This window comes from Asanoa sp. NPDC050611 (assembly GCF_040654855.1).
Classification (GTDB): Bacteria; Actinomycetota; Actinomycetes; order Mycobacteriales; family Micromonosporaceae; genus Asanoa.
Genome location: NZ_JBFAIU010000002.1, coordinates 39,015 through 54,659, shown reverse-complemented (window position 1 = coordinate 54,659; position 15,645 = coordinate 39,015). Strand labels below are relative to the sequence as shown.

At 70.3% G+C, this 15,645-nt stretch carries 9 protein-coding genes and 1 pseudogene; 7 read left to right on the top strand and 3 right to left on the bottom strand.

The window, feature by feature from the left end; translation table 11 throughout:
* The first annotated feature begins 25 nt into the window (after positions 1 to 25).
* The gene (locus AB0H87_RS00640; protein WP_360137266.1) at positions 26 to 1,873 is read left to right on the top strand and encodes a VanW family protein; all 1,848 of its coding nucleotides are present in this window, start codon (positions 26 to 28) and stop codon (positions 1,871 to 1,873) included.
* A 142-nt stretch (positions 1,874 to 2,015) separates the two neighbouring features.
* Positions 2,016 to 2,159: pseudogene (locus AB0H87_RS00635) on the top strand (hypothetical protein); the annotation flags it as partial.
* Between the two features lie 34 nt (positions 2,160 to 2,193).
* Here the strand turns inward: AB0H87_RS00635 and AB0H87_RS00630 are convergent.
* Complete coding sequence (locus AB0H87_RS00630; RefSeq protein WP_360137263.1) at positions 2,194 to 2,997, bottom strand: class I SAM-dependent methyltransferase; 804 nt, start codon at positions 2,995 to 2,997, stop codon at positions 2,194 to 2,196.
* Between the two features lie 508 nt (positions 2,998 to 3,505).
* Here AB0H87_RS00630 and AB0H87_RS00625 point away from each other — a divergent pair.
* Positions 3,506 to 3,670 carry a hypothetical protein gene (locus tag AB0H87_RS00625; protein WP_360137260.1) on the top strand — a complete coding sequence of 55 codons (165 nt, stop codon included), beginning with the start codon at positions 3,506 to 3,508 and terminating at the stop codon, positions 3,668 to 3,670.
* Between the two features lie 9 nt (positions 3,671 to 3,679).
* Here AB0H87_RS00625 and AB0H87_RS00620 read toward each other — a convergent pair whose 3' ends face one another.
* Positions 3,680 to 6,136, bottom strand: a complete 2,457-nt coding sequence (locus AB0H87_RS00620; RefSeq protein ID WP_360137257.1) for a glycoside hydrolase family 2 protein — start codon at positions 6,134 to 6,136, stop codon at positions 3,680 to 3,682.
* Positions 6,133 to 8,103, bottom strand: coding sequence for a hypothetical protein (locus AB0H87_RS00615; protein ID WP_360137254.1), 1,971 nt, complete (start codon positions 8,101 to 8,103; stop codon positions 6,133 to 6,135). Before AB0H87_RS00615 ends, AB0H87_RS00620 begins: the two co-directional genes overlap by 4 nt.
* 315 nt (positions 8,104 to 8,418) lie before the next feature.
* On the opposite strand from AB0H87_RS00615, the gene AB0H87_RS00610 reads away from it, so the two are divergent.
* From AB0H87_RS00610 to AB0H87_RS00595, 4 genes are all read left to right on the top strand, one after another.
* Positions 8,419 to 9,522, top strand: coding sequence for a LacI family DNA-binding transcriptional regulator (locus tag AB0H87_RS00610; protein WP_360137251.1), 1,104 nt, complete (start codon positions 8,419 to 8,421; stop codon positions 9,520 to 9,522).
* A 99-nt stretch (positions 9,523 to 9,621) separates the two neighbouring features.
* Entirely contained in the window at positions 9,622 to 13,182 is a 3,561-nt protein-coding gene (locus AB0H87_RS00605; RefSeq protein ID WP_360137248.1) for an endo-1,4-beta-xylanase, read from the top strand.
* A gap of 22 nt (positions 13,183 to 13,204) precedes the next feature.
* Positions 13,205 to 14,647 carry an extracellular solute-binding protein gene (locus tag AB0H87_RS00600; protein ID WP_360137245.1) on the top strand — a complete coding sequence of 481 codons (1,443 nt, stop codon included), beginning with the start codon at positions 13,205 to 13,207 and terminating at the stop codon, positions 14,645 to 14,647.
* Positions 14,648 to 14,712: 65 nt separating this feature from the next.
* Complete coding sequence (locus tag AB0H87_RS00595) at positions 14,713 to 15,645, top strand: sugar ABC transporter permease (RefSeq protein WP_360137242.1); 933 nt, start codon at positions 14,713 to 14,715, stop codon at positions 15,643 to 15,645.

The following is a 15,645-nucleotide window of genomic DNA, read 5'->3' as shown; positions in this document are numbered from 1 at the left end:
CGACTCGCCGAAGTCCGGAGTTGACGTGAGCAAGCAGCCGGAGGCCAACGACGCCCCGACCGTGCAGTTCCCGGCGCCGCGTCAGGCGGACCTACAGCCGTTGACGCCGCCGGGCCGGGTCGAGCCGTTCATTCCCGTCCAGACGGGACCGGCACCGCAGCACGTACCGGACGCTGTTCCCGCGCAGCCCGGCCGGCCACGCTCGTCGCGACGCCGGCTGTTCATGGCCGGCGGGGTCGCCGCCGCCGTGCTCGGTGCCATTGGCGGCGCGGGCGCCTACGCGTACGCGGGCGAGGTCTCGCGCGGCACCTCGGTGCTCGGTGTCGACATTGGCGGCAAGAGCCGCTCCGAGGCGGTCGCCGCATTGCGGAACGGGCTCGCATGGAAGGTGCGAACGCTTGGCGCCCCGGTGCCGGTGCGACTGGGTGACCAGGCCACCGAAGTCACCCCGGCCCACGTCGATCTCGCGGTCGACGTCGAGGCGACCGTCGACGCCGCGATCGAGACCAGTCCGGGCCCGCTCGGACGCCTGTTCGGCTCGCGTGCCGTAGAACCGGTCGTCACCCTCGACGAACAGAAGCTCCACGAGCTGCTGGGCAAGGCGCTCGGCAGGGACGCGCGGGCGATGAAGCTGCCGTCGATCACCTTCTCGGGCATCACGCCCAAGGCGAACTACCCTCAGCCCGGGCGTGGTCTCGACGCCGCGAGGTCGGCGAGCGCGCTCCGCACCGGCTGGCTCGCCGGCGCGCCGGTGGATGTCCCGATCGTCGAGATCCATCCCGCCACGACGAAGGAGGACGTCGACAGGCTGATCGCCGAGTTCGCCCGGCCGGCGGTGGCGGGACCGGTGACGGTCACGACCGAGCGGGGCGAGGTGACCGTGGCATCGGCGGCAATCGCCAAGAGCCTGCGGCTGGCCGCTGACAAGGCCGGCCGGATCGAGCCCATGCTGGACGTGAAGAAACTGCGTGCCGCGCTCGCCGGCCCGCTCGCCGCGGTCGAGATCAAGCCCAAGGACGCACAGGTCGCCATCGTCGGCGGCAAGCCGCGGGTCACCGAAGGGACCGACGGGCGCCAGGTCGACACGGAAGCCCTGGCCGCCGACCTCCTGGCCGTGCTGCCGAAGACCGGCGAACGCACGGTCGCCGGCAAGCTGGTGACCGCGAAACCGGCGACGACCGCGGCCGACATCGCCAAGCTCGGCATCAAGGAACGGGTCTCGACGTTCACCACGAAGTTCACCGGTGGCCTGTCCGCACCGCGCAGCCAGAACATCGTGCAGGCCGCGAAGGAGGTCGACGGCGCCCTCGTCAAGCCCGGCGCGGTCTTCTCACTCAACGGGCGTACCGGTGAACGCGGCTACCAGCAGGGCTACCAGGACGCCCCGGTCATTCTCGACGGCAAGCTCGTGCCGGGCGTCGGCGGTGGCACATCGCAGTTCACGACCACCCTGTTCAACGCGGCGTACTACGCGGGGCTCGAGGACATCGAGCACAAGCCGCACTCGTACTACTTCGACCGCTATCCGGCGGTCATCGAGTCGACGATCTTCTGGCCGGACCTGGACCTGAAGTTCCGGAACAACACGGAGTACGGCGTCGTCATCGACACCTCGTGGACCGAGAACTCGATCACCGTGTCCATGTACAGCACCAAGGTCTGGGACGACGTGACCACGGAGTACAGCCCGCGGCGCAACATCACCAGCCCGAAGGTGATCAAGCTGCCAAAGAGTCCGACGTGCATCGCGACCAACGGCATCCCTGGCTTCACACAGGACGCGTTCCGCCTCTTCAAGAAGGCCGGCAAGGTGGTCGAGCGGGAGAAGTTCACCTGGACCTACGCCGCGGAACCCCGCTTCACCTGCGAATAGACCGCCAGCGAAGCTCAACCCCCCCTGGTCCGGCTCGCTCCTCGGCCAGCACCACTCCATGAGGTCACGTCCACGGAGGTGGTGTACGACTCGCCCACTTTGGGCGGGATGAGAGGAGTGGGAGCGGCACCTGTAAGTGTGGATGGTGCCGCGTTCCTGCGCGAGCACATCGAGTCCGTCACCCGATCTGTTGCGGGCGATGGTCAAGACGTTCGCCGAGGCGTTGATGGCCGCTGAGGTCGAGTCGCTGTGCGGCGCCGGCTGCGGCGAGCGCAGCGATGAGCGGGCGGCTGAATCCAACCGCCACTGGTCGAAGCGCTTCACCGGACTCGTTGGGCTATCCTCAGCTCAGTCAGGTAGCGCTTGACAATTTGACCCCCGTAGTCCGCGTCGATCAGCCGCGTGATGGAGTTCAGCAGTGCGCTCCGTTGCACGTCCGGCAAGGCACGGTGTCCGGAGTAGGTCAACAGCAGATCCAGGTAGTCAGCTGTCGAGTACGGCAGCTCCCACTCGTATCGGTAGAACTCCGCAGGCCCGAATCGACCCGACGAGGTGAGCTCCCGATCGTCTTCGACGATGTCACCAGCAGTCTCAAGACGCAGGCCCGGTGGGGTCGACGGATCGAAGCGCTCGTAGCACTTCTGGATCTCAACGAAAAACGCCTCAGTCCAGGTACCGCCAGCGATGTGGTGGGTTCCCACAGTGGCCAGCAGGCCACCGAGACGCAAAGCTTCAGCAGACTTCGACACCCGCACCGCGGGGTCGATCCAGTGAAACGCGGTAGCGGAGAACACCACGTCGAACGGTTCACCGGGCAAGGGCCACTCCTCGAACGCCGCCGTAACGACCTCCACCGCGTCGAACGCGGCAAGATTTCGCCGAGCCACAGCCGCCATCTCCGTGCCCAACTCGACAGCCACGATGCGGTAGCCCCGCTCAGCCAACGGCACGGTCGCCTGGCCAGTGCCACAGCCGATCTCCAGCACCCTTGCCCCAGGCGCTACCCCGGCCGCAGCGAGATCATCAAACATCTGCACTGGGTATCGAGGGCGTGCACGGTCATACCGTGCAGCGTCCTCGTTGAAGATCTCTCGCAACCTCACGTAGTCATTGCTATCGCTCACCAGCAGAGAGTACGAGCGCAGCTCCTACGGCAGGCACCCAATTCTCGATGCCCGGCACGGCAGGGTGCAGCCGCTCGCCCACCTGCCGATCGTTACCGGACATTCGCAATGACCTCGAACCGACGAGGCGCCAACAGCTGTCGATGACGTTGACCGGCTTAAGCGGGAAAGCGGGGCGGAACCCCGCCGTCAAACGCTGGGCTGGGAGTACCTGAATGCCCGTCATGAGAACCGTTTACCGAGCGGTCGGCGCCTTACAAAGCCTGCATCTCTGCGGACAAGACGTCCCTGCGCATGCGGGCAATGCTGGTCGGCTGGCCGTTCCGGACCGCCCGGCGCACCGGCCAGCCGGGGCCGCACGAGAGCCGGCTCTACCGGCAGGGCTTCGTGCTGGGCATGGCGGTCGGCTCGAGCCTCGCGCTGGTGCTGGCGGTCGTCGCGTTCATCGTGACCCGCCCGGGCGCGGCCCCTCGCCTGCCGGCCGCACGACCCCATCACCATGGGTCAGGTGGTGGCGTACAGCGACATGGTGGAGATGCCGATGTCGCACCGGCAAGGGCCGATCACGATGGCCGAGCTGAGCAACCGCAAAGGCACCTACCAGGCTGTCACGACGCTACCGATGGTCGGGGAGTACGACATCACGGTGGAGGTGAAACAGCCGACGGCGTAGCGATGCCGGCTATGCGACCAGGTCGTTGGCGGTCCGCAGGACCGGGTGGGTGACCAGCGCCGCGGTGTCGAGCGGCTCCGGCGTGCTGACGTGGAAGGTCACCTCCTCGCCGGGCAGCAGCGTCATCATGCCGTTGTCCACGCGGGCGTGCGGGTGCAGGTGGTCGACCAGCAGCGTCAGGTCCTTGACCAACGAGCCGGCCCGCACCACGACGTCGTGGCCGTCGCCGGCCGGCCGCACCGTCGCGTCGACGGCGTCGGCGGCGAGGTTGAGCATGGGGTCCTCGACGAAGTACCAGACGGCCCGTTCGCCCGTGCCGAGGCTGACGGCGACGAGCTCGTCGGCCGGGTCGGCCGCGGCGAACACGTCGGCGGCGAGCGCCAGGGTGGCCGACGCGCGCGGCGGCACGCTCAGCTCCGCGGTGCAGGACGCGAGCGGCTTACCGTCGAGGGTCATCCGAACCGCGTGCGCGGTCGTCCGCCACGCCTGTGCGTGGTCATTGTGGACGGTGAGCGCACCCGGACGGACCGACGCGAAGCGGTCGGCGAACACCTCGCGCAGGGCGTGCCAGAGCGGCTTGCGGATGCCGCGTGCGTCGACCGCGGACCACGACACGACCGGCCAGCAGTCGTTGAGCTGCCACAGGACGGCGCCGGTGTTGAGCGGGAACAGCGACCGGAAGTGCGTGATGCCGAAGCGGATCGCACGGGCCTGGTTGAGCTGCGTGGCCCAGTGCCAGTCGACGAACTCGACCGGTATGAACAGGTGGTCGCCGAGCCCGCGTTCCAGCTTCCCGTTGCCGTCGACGGCCTTCTGGTGCACCAGCATCTGCGGCCCGTACGGCGACTCGGGGACGTCGTGCACCACCGCGCGCAGGGTCGAGATCGCCGGCGGGCCCTGGAAGCCGAACTCGGCGACGAACCGCGGCCGGTGTGCGGCGTACACGCTGTAGTCGTCGGTGTTCCACACGTCCCAGATGTGCATGGTCCCGTTCGACTCGTCGTTGGGGTGCAGGTAGGGATCGATCGACGACGGGCTGCCGGGCGAGTAGGGCGTACCAGGCGCCAGCTCGGCGACGATCCGCGGGAACAGCTCCGTGTAGTAGCCGTCGCCCCAGGTCGCGCCGCGCAGCTGCGCCCGCCAGCCCCAGGACGCGTACCCCCACAGGTTCTCGTTGCCACCGTTGAACAGTGCCAGGCTCGCGTGCCCGGCCAGCCGGGCGACCGCCTCGCGGGCCTCGGCCTCGAACTCCCCGGCCAACGGCTCGTCTTCGGCGTAGGCCGCGCAGGCGAGCAGGAAGTCCTGCCAGACGAGCAGACCCTTCGCGTCGCAGGCGGCGTAGAAGTCCTCCGACTCGTAGACGCCGCCACCCCAGACGCGCACCAGGTTGACGTTGGCCTCGACCGCGTCGTCGAGGGCCCGGTCGAGGTCGGCCGCGGTGATGCTGGGCAGGTAGGAGCTGGCCGGTATCCAGTTGACCCCGCGGACGTAGACGTCGCTGCCGTTGACCGCCAACCGGAACGGGGTACCGACCTCGTCGGGCGTCGTGTCGAGAGTGACGCTGCGGAACCCGACCCGGGACGCCCTCCGGTCGAGCACGGCACCGTCCGCCGCGACGAGCTCGACATCCAGGTCGTAGAGCGGCTGGTCGCCGTGGCTGCGCGGCCACCACGCCCGCGCTTCGGCAACGGCCATCGGCAGGTGTACGCGGTGGCCGCCGGTCAGCGCCGCCGTCGCCTGGGCGTCGACCCCGCCGGGGCCGGTGACGTGCGCCCGGACCGCGAGACCGGCGGCGTCGGCGGCAGTGTCCACCTCGACGTGCAGGTCGAGCGCGCCGCCGTCGCCGGAGGCGTACGAGGTCAACGGCCGCATCTCGGCGATCCGGGCCGCCGACCAGCTCTCGACCGCGATCGACCGCCAGATCCCGGCCGTGACGATCTCCGGACCCCAGTCCCAACCGAAGTGGTAGGCCGGCTTGCGGATCGCGTTGAACGGGTGTGCGCGGTCGACCAGCGGCCGTGGCCCGACCTCCGCCGCGGCCTCACGCGCCGACCGCGCGGCCGACGCGAACTCGATCCGCAGCTCGTTGGCGCCGGCCCGCAGCAGACCGCCGATGTCGAAGCGGTAGGTCCGGTGGTGGTTGGCGGTCCGCGCCACCGCGACCCCGTTGAGCCAGATCGTCGCGATCGTGTCGAGGCCCTCGGCGACGAGGTCGTGCCGGTCGTGGTCGCCCGGTTCGAACGTGAACGACCGGCGGTATTCCCAGTCGGTCCAGCCGATCCAGGTGAGGGCCGGCTCGTTGGCGGCGTCGAACGGGTCCGGGATCAGGCCGGCGGCCAGCAGGTCGGTGTGCACGACGCCGGGCACGGTCGCGGGAACGCCCGCGCGCAGGTCGTCGACGAGCTCCGCCGGGACGGGCCCGGCGCCGGCGCGCAGCGTCCAGGTGCCGTCGAGCAGGTTCCTCACGACCGGCTCCCCACCGTGACCACGCCGTCGACGGCCGGAACCGGCTGGCCGTCCACGGCGACGGTGAAGCCGTCGGGGGTGCAGGAGACGTCGACCACGCGGCCCCGGAACCGCAGCCCGCGCAGCGTGACCGTGCCCGGGGCCGGCGGCGGCGCGATGACGAGGCGCCCGTCGGGCTGCGGTCGCACGCCGGCGAGCCCGAGCAGGATCGCCTCCGCGCCGGCGAGCCCGGCGACGACGTTGGCCCGGCGGCCGACCGGCGGGGCGGCGGGCCGATCGGAATAGTGTTCCTGCGGGAAGTACGGGTAGTGCTCGCCCATCCACAGCAGCCGGGACAGCACGGTCCAGGCCAGCTCGTGCTCGCCACGCTCCCACAGGGTCAGCGCGAGCTGCGGTGCCTCGCCGGTGTAGGCGCCGGCGCCGGACCAGTCGGTGTCGCCCACCTCGTAGTGCCGCTCGTCCTCGGCGCTGACGCTGCTGACCCCGTAGGCGCCGAGGAAGGCGCCCGGTCGTACCCGGGCGATCAGGTCGGCGGCCATCTGCGGGGTGCAGGCGCCGGCGCGCAGGGCGTCGAAGGCCTGCACCGAGTACGCGAGCTCGGTGTGCCCGTCCGGATAGCGGCTGCGGAACCACTTCGCGTCGGCGTCCCAGAGCTGGTCGGCGACCGCGGTGCGGATCCGGCCGGCGGTGGCCCGCAACTCGTCGACCGGCAGCACCGCGCCGGAGGCCTCGGCCAGCGTGGCGAGGGCGTCGAGATACGCGGCGCGCTCGGCGTTCGGGCTCGCCACCACGTGCTCCCACCCCGCGCCGCGCATCTCCAGCAGGTTGTGCTGGGTGCCGTAGTCGCGCAGCTCGCCGGCCGCCGGGAAGCGGGCGTCGAGGGTCGCCACCGCGTCGTGCAGCCGCTCGACCAGACCGGGCGCGAGGTCGCGCTGGCTGGCCACCGCTGTTGCCAGGGTGACCAGCGACCAGCCGCTGTAGGCGTAGGCGACGCCCAGGCCGGTGCCGTCGGGCGCGATCGCGTAGTGCCGGGTCAGGTCGGCCTTCAGCATCGCTTCGAGCAGCTCGGTCGCGGTGTCGCCGAGCATCAGCGTGAGCAGGTGTGGCGCGTAGCCGCCGGTGTCCCAGACGTAGGCGCACAGCGCACCACCATCCACACCGGACGTGGCGACGAACGGGTTGGTGATGAAGGCCGGGTTGTCCCACAGGCAGACCAGGCCGCTGGCGAGACTGCGGTGCCAGTAGTCCGCGAGCCCGGGGATGTCGGTCTCCAGGCGCGGCAGGGCCGCCAGGGCGGTGGTCAGCCGGCGGCTCCACCGCTCGCCGGCCTCGCGGGCGGCGGCTTCGGGCACCTCCGGCGCTTCGCCCGCCGACACGGTCAGGGTGAACTGTGCCCGGCCGCCCGCCGGCACCCGCCTGCGCAGGTCGTCGTGCCGCAGCGTGAGCGGCTCGTCCCCGTCCGGCGAGGGCGGCATCCAGCCCCACTCGGCCAGCGGCACGAAGCCTGAACGCCCGGTCGACAGCGCGGGGCGCACAGTGACCTCGGCGGCGTCGTCGGCCCGGTTCTCGACGGTGATCTCGAGGACGTAGGCGGCGGTGCCGTGCAGCGGGGTCAGGCGGCTCGAGACCCCGAGGGAGACCAGGCGCCCGTCGTCGTACTGGTGGAAGGTGCCGCGCCGCTCGACCCGGTCCGGTCGCCAGGTGCCGCCGGCGGCGAGCAGGCCGAGGCCGAAGCCGGCGATGCCGGGCCGGACGCCGTCGCTGACCTCGCGGCCGTCGACGTCGAGGGTGACGGTGAGCGTGCTGTCCGGGGCCGCGTAGGGCGGCGCGAAAAGACCGCCGACCCCGCAGACCGTGCCGGCCCGGGCGATGACCGAGGTCCAGCCGCTGGTGACCCAGACGTTGGCGGGGGCCATGTGCGCTCGGAGATCGAACTCGAAATCGTGCAGTGAATAGCCTGCGGGCATGCCGGTTCCTCAGGTGTCCGTTTGGGGATGCGATCCGAAGCGAGGCACCAACGGGGACCGGCGAGGCCCGTTACGACTCGGAGTGCGAGCGTGCCATCTCCTTGCCGCGGTGCGCAAATGCCCGGCCGGCATCCGGCCGGTTACGGGATTGTGTCGCCGAGGCATTGCGGTTGGACCGGTCCACTGCTACCGTCCGGCACAGGCGTTGGACCGCTCCAACGCGACCGGCGAACGCGATCACCTGGTGTCTCCTCCGCGGAGGCGCGTACCACAATGGAGCGACACGACCCATCGCTGCCACCACGGAGGACCGACATGCCCAAGCTGACGATTCGTGACATCGCGCAGCTGGCCGGGTTGTCGAAGAGCACGGTGTCACTCGTGCTCAACAACAGCCCGAAGGTCGACCCGGCCACCCGTGACCGGGTCCTCGAGGTGATGCGCAGCCACAACTACACCCCGAGCACCGCCGCGACGGCGCTGGCGAAAGGACGCACACCGTTCATCGGGATGATCGTGCCCGGCCTGACCTGGCACATGGTCGCCGCCGTCAACTGGGGCGTCGCGTCGGTGATAGAGCAGTCGCCGTACGAGATCATCCTCTACACCAGCACCAACGAGAAGGACTACTCGTCGCTCGTCGAGCGGATCAGGGCGTCCGGGCTCTCGGCCGGCCTGCTGGTCGTCACCCACGACCAGGCGCTCGACCCGCTGGAGAAGCTGCACCGGACCGGCCTGCCGGTCGTGCTGGTCAACACCCTCGGCACGCCGTCGACCCTGCCGTCCGTGCAGGCCGACAACTACGAGGGCACCCGCACCGCGCTGCGTCACCTGCTCGACCTCGGGCACACCCGGATCGCCTGCGTGCAGGGCCTGATGACCTACGTGTGCTGTCAGGAACGCTACCGCGGCTACCTCGACGGCCTCGCCGAGGCAGGGATCGACCCCGACCCGGAGCTGACCGTCGAAGGCAGCTTCCACCCGCCGACGATCCGGGAGCGGGTCACCGAGCTGCTCGCCCGGCGCGACCGCCCCACCGCGATCGTGGCCCACAACGACAACACCGCGTACGCGGTCATGCAGGCGGTGATCGACTGCGGCCTGCGCGTGCCGCAGGACGTCTCCGTCGTCGGCTTCGACGACATCGCCTCGTCGGCGGACACCCATCCGCCGTTGACCACGGTGCGGCAGCCCTTCCCCGAGATGGGTAAGGCCGCCGCACGGCTGCTGCTGGAGACGATCGACGGCGCCACCGGCGACGCCGGACCCGCCCGCATGTCGACCAGCCTGATCGTCCGCGAGAGCACCGCCCGCGCGGCGAAGAAGCCCCACCGCCGGGCCCGCCCGCCGGCCGTCGGCCCGGACACCCCACCACGGACGTGGAGCGGGCTCGGGCCGAACGTCAGCAGAACGTCCTAGCACCGCACACACCTCCACACACTTCACCAGCTGCTCTGTCGACAAAGGACAGAGGGCGTGGTGAAGCGCTGCCACCGTCCCCCCGGAAAGGCATCGCTCATGACACTGCTCCGTCCCCGGAAGCGAAGGCTCCTCCGCGTCGTCGCGGCCAGCACGCTGCTGAGCACGGCCCTCGTGGGGTTCGCCGACCCGGCCCGCGCCGCGGCGCCGGTGGAAGTCATGCCGGCGCACCCGCTGACCGCCTTCAACCAGTTCAAGGGCGACCCCGCGCCGCGGGTCGAGATCCTGCCGGTCAGCCACACCGACTTCGCCGAAGCGCTCCAGATCACCACCACGACCGCGCCGACCAGCACCGGCCTCGACGGCGAATACGAGATCGCCCTGGGCGCCGAGATCGGCGGCGCGGTGCAGCAGGGCGACGCGGCGCTCGCGACCTTCTGGGCGCGCAGCATCGCACCGGTCGCCGGCAGCGGCTCCGGACAGGCGACCTTCATCTTCGAGCGGGACGGCGGCAGCTACACCAAGTCGGCCAACGCGCCGCTGAAGATCGGCACGCAGTGGCAGCGGTTCCAGTTTCCGTTCCGGATTGCCGAGAACTACGCACCGGGTGACGCCCATTTCCAGTTCTGGTTGGGCTACGGGCCCCAGGTGCTCCAGATCGCCGGCGTCTCCGTGCTCGACTACGGCCAGGGCGACCCGCCGGGCTACCCCGCCGTGACGTACGCCGGCCGGGAGAGCGACGCGGCCTGGCGGGCCGGCGCCGCGGCCCGGATCGACCAGTACCGCAAGGGCGACCTGAAGGTCGACGTGGTCGACCCGGCCGGCCACCCGGTGCCGGGCGCCGACGTCAAGGTCGCGATGCAGGACCACGACTTCGACTTCGGCACCGCCGCGGCCGCGCCGTGGCTGGTCTCGGACTCGCCGGACGGCGACAAGTACCGCGACGTCGTCGCTACCGACTTCAACTCCGTCGCGCTCGGCAACGACCTGAAGTGGAACTACTGGGAGGACACGGCGCATCGGACCCGGGAGACGCTGCCGGCGCTGGAGTGGCTCAAGGAGCAGGGACACACCGTGCACGGGCACAACCTGGTCTGGGGCTCGTGGGGCCTCATGCCGCCCGACGTGCGCACCCTGGCCGGCGACCCGGCGGCGCTGCGGGCCCGGATCGACGCGCACGTCACCGACGAGGTCAGCGCGCTGCAAGGCATCGCCGACGAGTGGGACGTGGTCAACGAGCCCTACTCGGAGCACAACGTCACCGACATCCTCGGCTCGGCCGAGATCGGCCGCTGGTTCGAGCTGGCCCGGCAGGCCGACCCGGACGCGCTGCTCTACCTCAACGAGTACGACCTCGTCGAGGACAACGGGTGGAACCTGCGCAAGCAGCGGTACATCCACGACCTGCTCGCCGACCTCCTGGCGCAGGGCGCCCCCGTCGACGTGCTCGGCATCCAGGGCCACTTCAGCGGGCTCCAACTCACCCCGCCCGCCGAGCTGCCCGCGCTGTTCGACCAGTACAGCGACCTCGGCCTGCCGCTGGAGATCACCGAGTTCGACGTGGCGACCGACGACGAGCAGCTGCAGGCCGACTACACCCGCGACTTCCTCACCATGGCCTTCAGCCAACCCGCCATCACCGGCGTGAGCAGCTTCGGCTTCTGGGAGCCCAACATCTGGAACCCGCTGGTGGCGTTCTACCGGCCGGACTGGACCCCGAAGCCGAACCTGCTCGCCCTGCGCGACCTTGTCTTCAAGCAGTGGTGGACCAACGCGTCGGGCACGACCTCGACCGACGGCCGCTACACCGTCCGCGGCTTCCAGGGCGACTACCTGGTGACCGTGACCGTCGACGGCGTCGCCAAGCAGGTCGAGGTGGACATGCCGACGACCGCCGGCGCCTCGGTCAAGGTGGTCGCCGACGGCGTCGGCACCGCCGTGCGCGCCGGCCTCGGCAACATGATCGTCGCGGGCGGCTTCGCACACGGCACCAACGGCTGGACGCCGCTGGCACTCGGGACCGCCGCGGTGACCGACGCGGTCGCCGGGACGGGGGCCGTGCGGACCGCGGCCACCGCAGCCAGCGGCAGCGGTTTGCGCCAGCCGGTGCTCGGCCTGACCGGCGGCACCAACTACACGCTCGCCGGCTGGGGTCGCTCCAGCGGGGCCGGCAACCAGTGTTACGTGGGCGTCCGCGGCGGGCCGGCACCCGGCACGACCAGCTTCCAGCACACGCTGAACTATCGCGACGAGACCGCCTACACCCAGCAGGTCGCCGCCTTCACCGCGCCGCCCGGCACCGGCTGGGCCGAGGTGTTCCTCTGGCAGAACCCCGTGCCGGGTGGCCGCACGTGCACCTTCGACGAGGTGTCGCTGACCCCGACCGTCGGCACGGCGCCGCCTCCGGTGGCACCACCGTTCGTCACGCCGAAGCTGCCGGGCAACACCAACACGCTCGCCAACGGCGACGTCGAGGGCGGCAACACCAGCGGGTGGTACTGCCTGGGCGGCTGCGGCGGGCTCTCCGTGGTGAGCAGCCCGGTGCACGGCGGGTCGGGCGCGTTGAAGGTGACCGGCCGGTCGGCCAACTGGGTCGGCCCGGCGCAGGGCGTGACGGTGGGCCTCGACGGGCGCTACGACGCCTCGGCGTGGGTCCGGCTGGCGACACCGGGCACCGCGACCGCGGAGATCCGGCTCAAGGTGTGGACCTCGACCGGCCAGGTGACGATCCCGTTCGGCACGGCCCCAGTGAGCGACACCGGGTGGACGCAGATCCGGGGCAACAACATCCCGGTCTCGTTCACCGGCTCGTTCTCCCGCGCCGAGTGGTGGGTCGACACCACCGCCGGAACCCCCGACCTGCTGGTCGACGACCTGGCCTTCAACGTGCACGCCTCGCCGCCCGAGGGCGTCGACGTGCTGGACAACGGCGACGTCGAGAGCGGCGGCTCCGGCTGGTACTGCTTCTCGCCCTGCACCGCCGGGGCCGTCAGCGCACCGGTGCACACCGGTGGCCAGGCGCTGCGGGCGACCAACCGCACCTACGAGTGGGCCGGCCCCGCGCAGGGCGTCCAGCTGACCAACGGCGCCCGCTACAAGACCACGGCGTGGATCCGGCTCGCCGACGGCGCACCCACCACGACCGCGCTGATCAAGGCGAAGCTGTTCTTCACCGACAACACGACGGTCTCGGTGCCGCTCGCGTCCGGTGCGGTCAGCGCGGGCGGCTGGACCCAGGTCTCGGCCAACGACATCCCGATCAGCTGGACCAAGACGCTCAGCCGCGCCGAGTGGTGGATCAGCACCACCAGCGGGGCCGACGACCTCTACGTCGACGACGCCGCCCTGCAACCGGCCGGCGCCGACCGGACCACCTTCGCCCCGGTCGTGCCCCGGGACGTCTGCGTGGTCGACAACCACAACGGCACGCACACGGCGTACTTCGGCTACAACAACCCGAACGCGTTCGGGTTGCCGGTGCCGATCGGTACCCGCAACACCTTCGCCCCGGCGCCCGCCGACCGCGGTCAACCGGTCGCGTTCCTGCCCTTCCAACGCCCCCGTCGGGTGGCCGTCGCGTTCGCCGACACGTCATCCGTGACGTGGCACCTCGGCGGGCAGAGCGCCACCGCGACCGCCAGTTCGTCCCCTTGTGTCTGACCTCGTCCCAGGAGAAGCAACCATGCAACGACGTACGTTGATCAAGGCAGCCGTCGCGGCGGCCTTCACCCCCGCCCTGGCCGCCTGCGGTTCCGACGACAAGGCGGCCGCCGGGTCGCAGATCACCAGCTGGGACTGGCTGGTGAGCCAGGCCGACTGGATGGACCAGGAGATCAAGCTCTTCCAGGCGGCGCACGGCGGCAACACGGTCAAGAAGACCACCCAGGTCACCGACAAGTACCCGGACCTGTTCGCGCTCGCCGCCCGCAGCGGCACGGCGCCCGACGTGTTCCAGATCGCGCGTACGCCGACCCTCCAGGAGCAGGTCAGCTCTGGCTGGCTGCTGCCGCTGGACAAGTGGGCCAACGAGTCGTGGAAGTCGAAGTTCGGCCCGGGTTGGTTCGGCGAGGGCGGCAACACCTTCGGCGGCAAGACCTACAGCGCTCCGTTCACCGGTGCCGGCTCCAACCTGCAGCTCTACTGCCACCACGGGCTGTTCAAGCAGGCCGGCCTGGTCAACGCCGACGGCACCCCGCAACTGCCGAAGACCTGGGACGACGTGACCCGCGCGGCCGAGGCCATCACCAACAAGACCGGTGGCAAGTCGTTCGGCCTCGGCTTCGGCAACTCCCAGGGCGGCGCGCTCGCCTGGTTGACGGAGATCTTCACCCGGGGCGCCGGTGCGGTGGGCGGCACGAACAACCTCGACTACCGGGTCGGCAAGTGGACCTACAGCACCGACCGCAACTACGCCGACTTCATCGGCCTGCTGCTCGACTGGAAGAGGCGCGGGTTCATCTTCCCGACCGCCATGAGCGCCTCGGACGAGCAGGCCCGGGCGTTCTTCGCGCAGGGCAAGTTCGGCATGATCGTCAACGGCGTGTGGAGCCAGGCGGCCTGGAAGGAGTCGAAGTTCACCGACTACAGCCTGGTCACGCTTCCGTCGCCGACGGCGACGCCGCAGGGTTACTTCTACTACGGCCAGGGCAGCAGCGCCCGGATGTTCGGCATCTCGGCGAAGACGGCCAACCCGGACGCGGCCTTCGCCTGGCTCGACTGGCTCTACAGCAAGGAGGCCGGACAGCGCTGGGTCAAGGCCGGCCTCGGCCTGTCGGCGTACCCGGAGAACAACGACCCGTCGCTCGTCGACTTCGCGCCGTTCGCGCAGTACGTGGCGACCTCGACCACGAACCTGCCGGGGCCTGACCCCACGCTGCGCAACCCGGAGCTGGCCAAGGTCAAGGTCGACGCCGTCAAGCCGGACATCAACGACGTGCTCGCCGGCCTCTATACCAGCCAGCTCAAGGACGTCGCCGGGGCGCTCTCGGAGCTCGACGGGCGGCTCAACAAGGCGCAGGAGGACGGGGTCGCGGCGGCCGCGAAGGCGGGTGCGAAGGTCAGCATGGCCGACTTCGTGTTCGCCGACTGGGACCCGCGCAAGCCGTACGCGGTCAAGCCGGCCTGACAAAGCGGGAGGCCGCCGGGCGACCGGCCCGGCGGCCTGCTCCGACGACGACAAGGAAAGCTGAGATGAACGTGCGCCGCGAGTCTCTGGCCGGCCGGATGTGGGCGGCCCGCTGGTCCTACGCCTACGCGCTGCCGATGATGGCGCTGCTGCTGGTCTTCATCGTCTACCCGATCGCGGCATCGCTGGGCTACACCCTGTACAAATGGAACGGCATCGGGGACCCGAGCCAGTATGTGGGCCTCGACAACTTCCGCAGGATCATCGGCGACTCGATCTTCTGGGGTGCGGTCAAGCACACGTTCCTCTATGTCGCCATCGTCGTACCCGTGCAGCTTTTCCTGGCTCTCGGCCTGGCCCTGGTCCTCAACCAGAAGAAGCTCAAGTTCGCGTCGTTCTACCGAACCGTCTTCTTCCTGCCAGTGGTCACGTCGGCCGCGGTGGTCGGCGTCGTCATCCAGTTGCTGTTCTCCAACTTCGGCGACGTCATCAACAACCTCCTGCTGGACCTGCACCTGATCGGCGGCTACATCGACTGGCTGGGCGACCCGCGGTTCGCGATGGGCATCATCATCGTGGTCGGCATCTGGCACACCCTGGGCTACAACCTCATCTACTTTCTCGCCGGCCTGCAGACCATCCCGGAGGAGTTGTACGAGGCGGCCCGGCTCGACGGCGCCGGGCGGGTCGCGATGTTCCGCTACGTCACCGTTCCGATGCTGCGGTCGGTCGGTGTGGTGATCCTGCTGCTCGCCCTCGTCGGCTCGTTCCAGGTCTTCGACATGGTGCAGGTGCTCACCAACGGCGGTCCCTTCTTCGCCACCGAGGTCGTCAACACCTACATCTACCACCTGGCCTTCGGCGGTACGGGCGACGTCGATCCCGACGTCGGCCTCGCCTCGGCGGCGTCCTTCTTCTACGGGATCCTGCTGATCGCTCTGTCCGTGGTCCAGGTCCTGGTCATCCGCTCGCTGGCGCGCCGCCGGGCCGCGAAATAG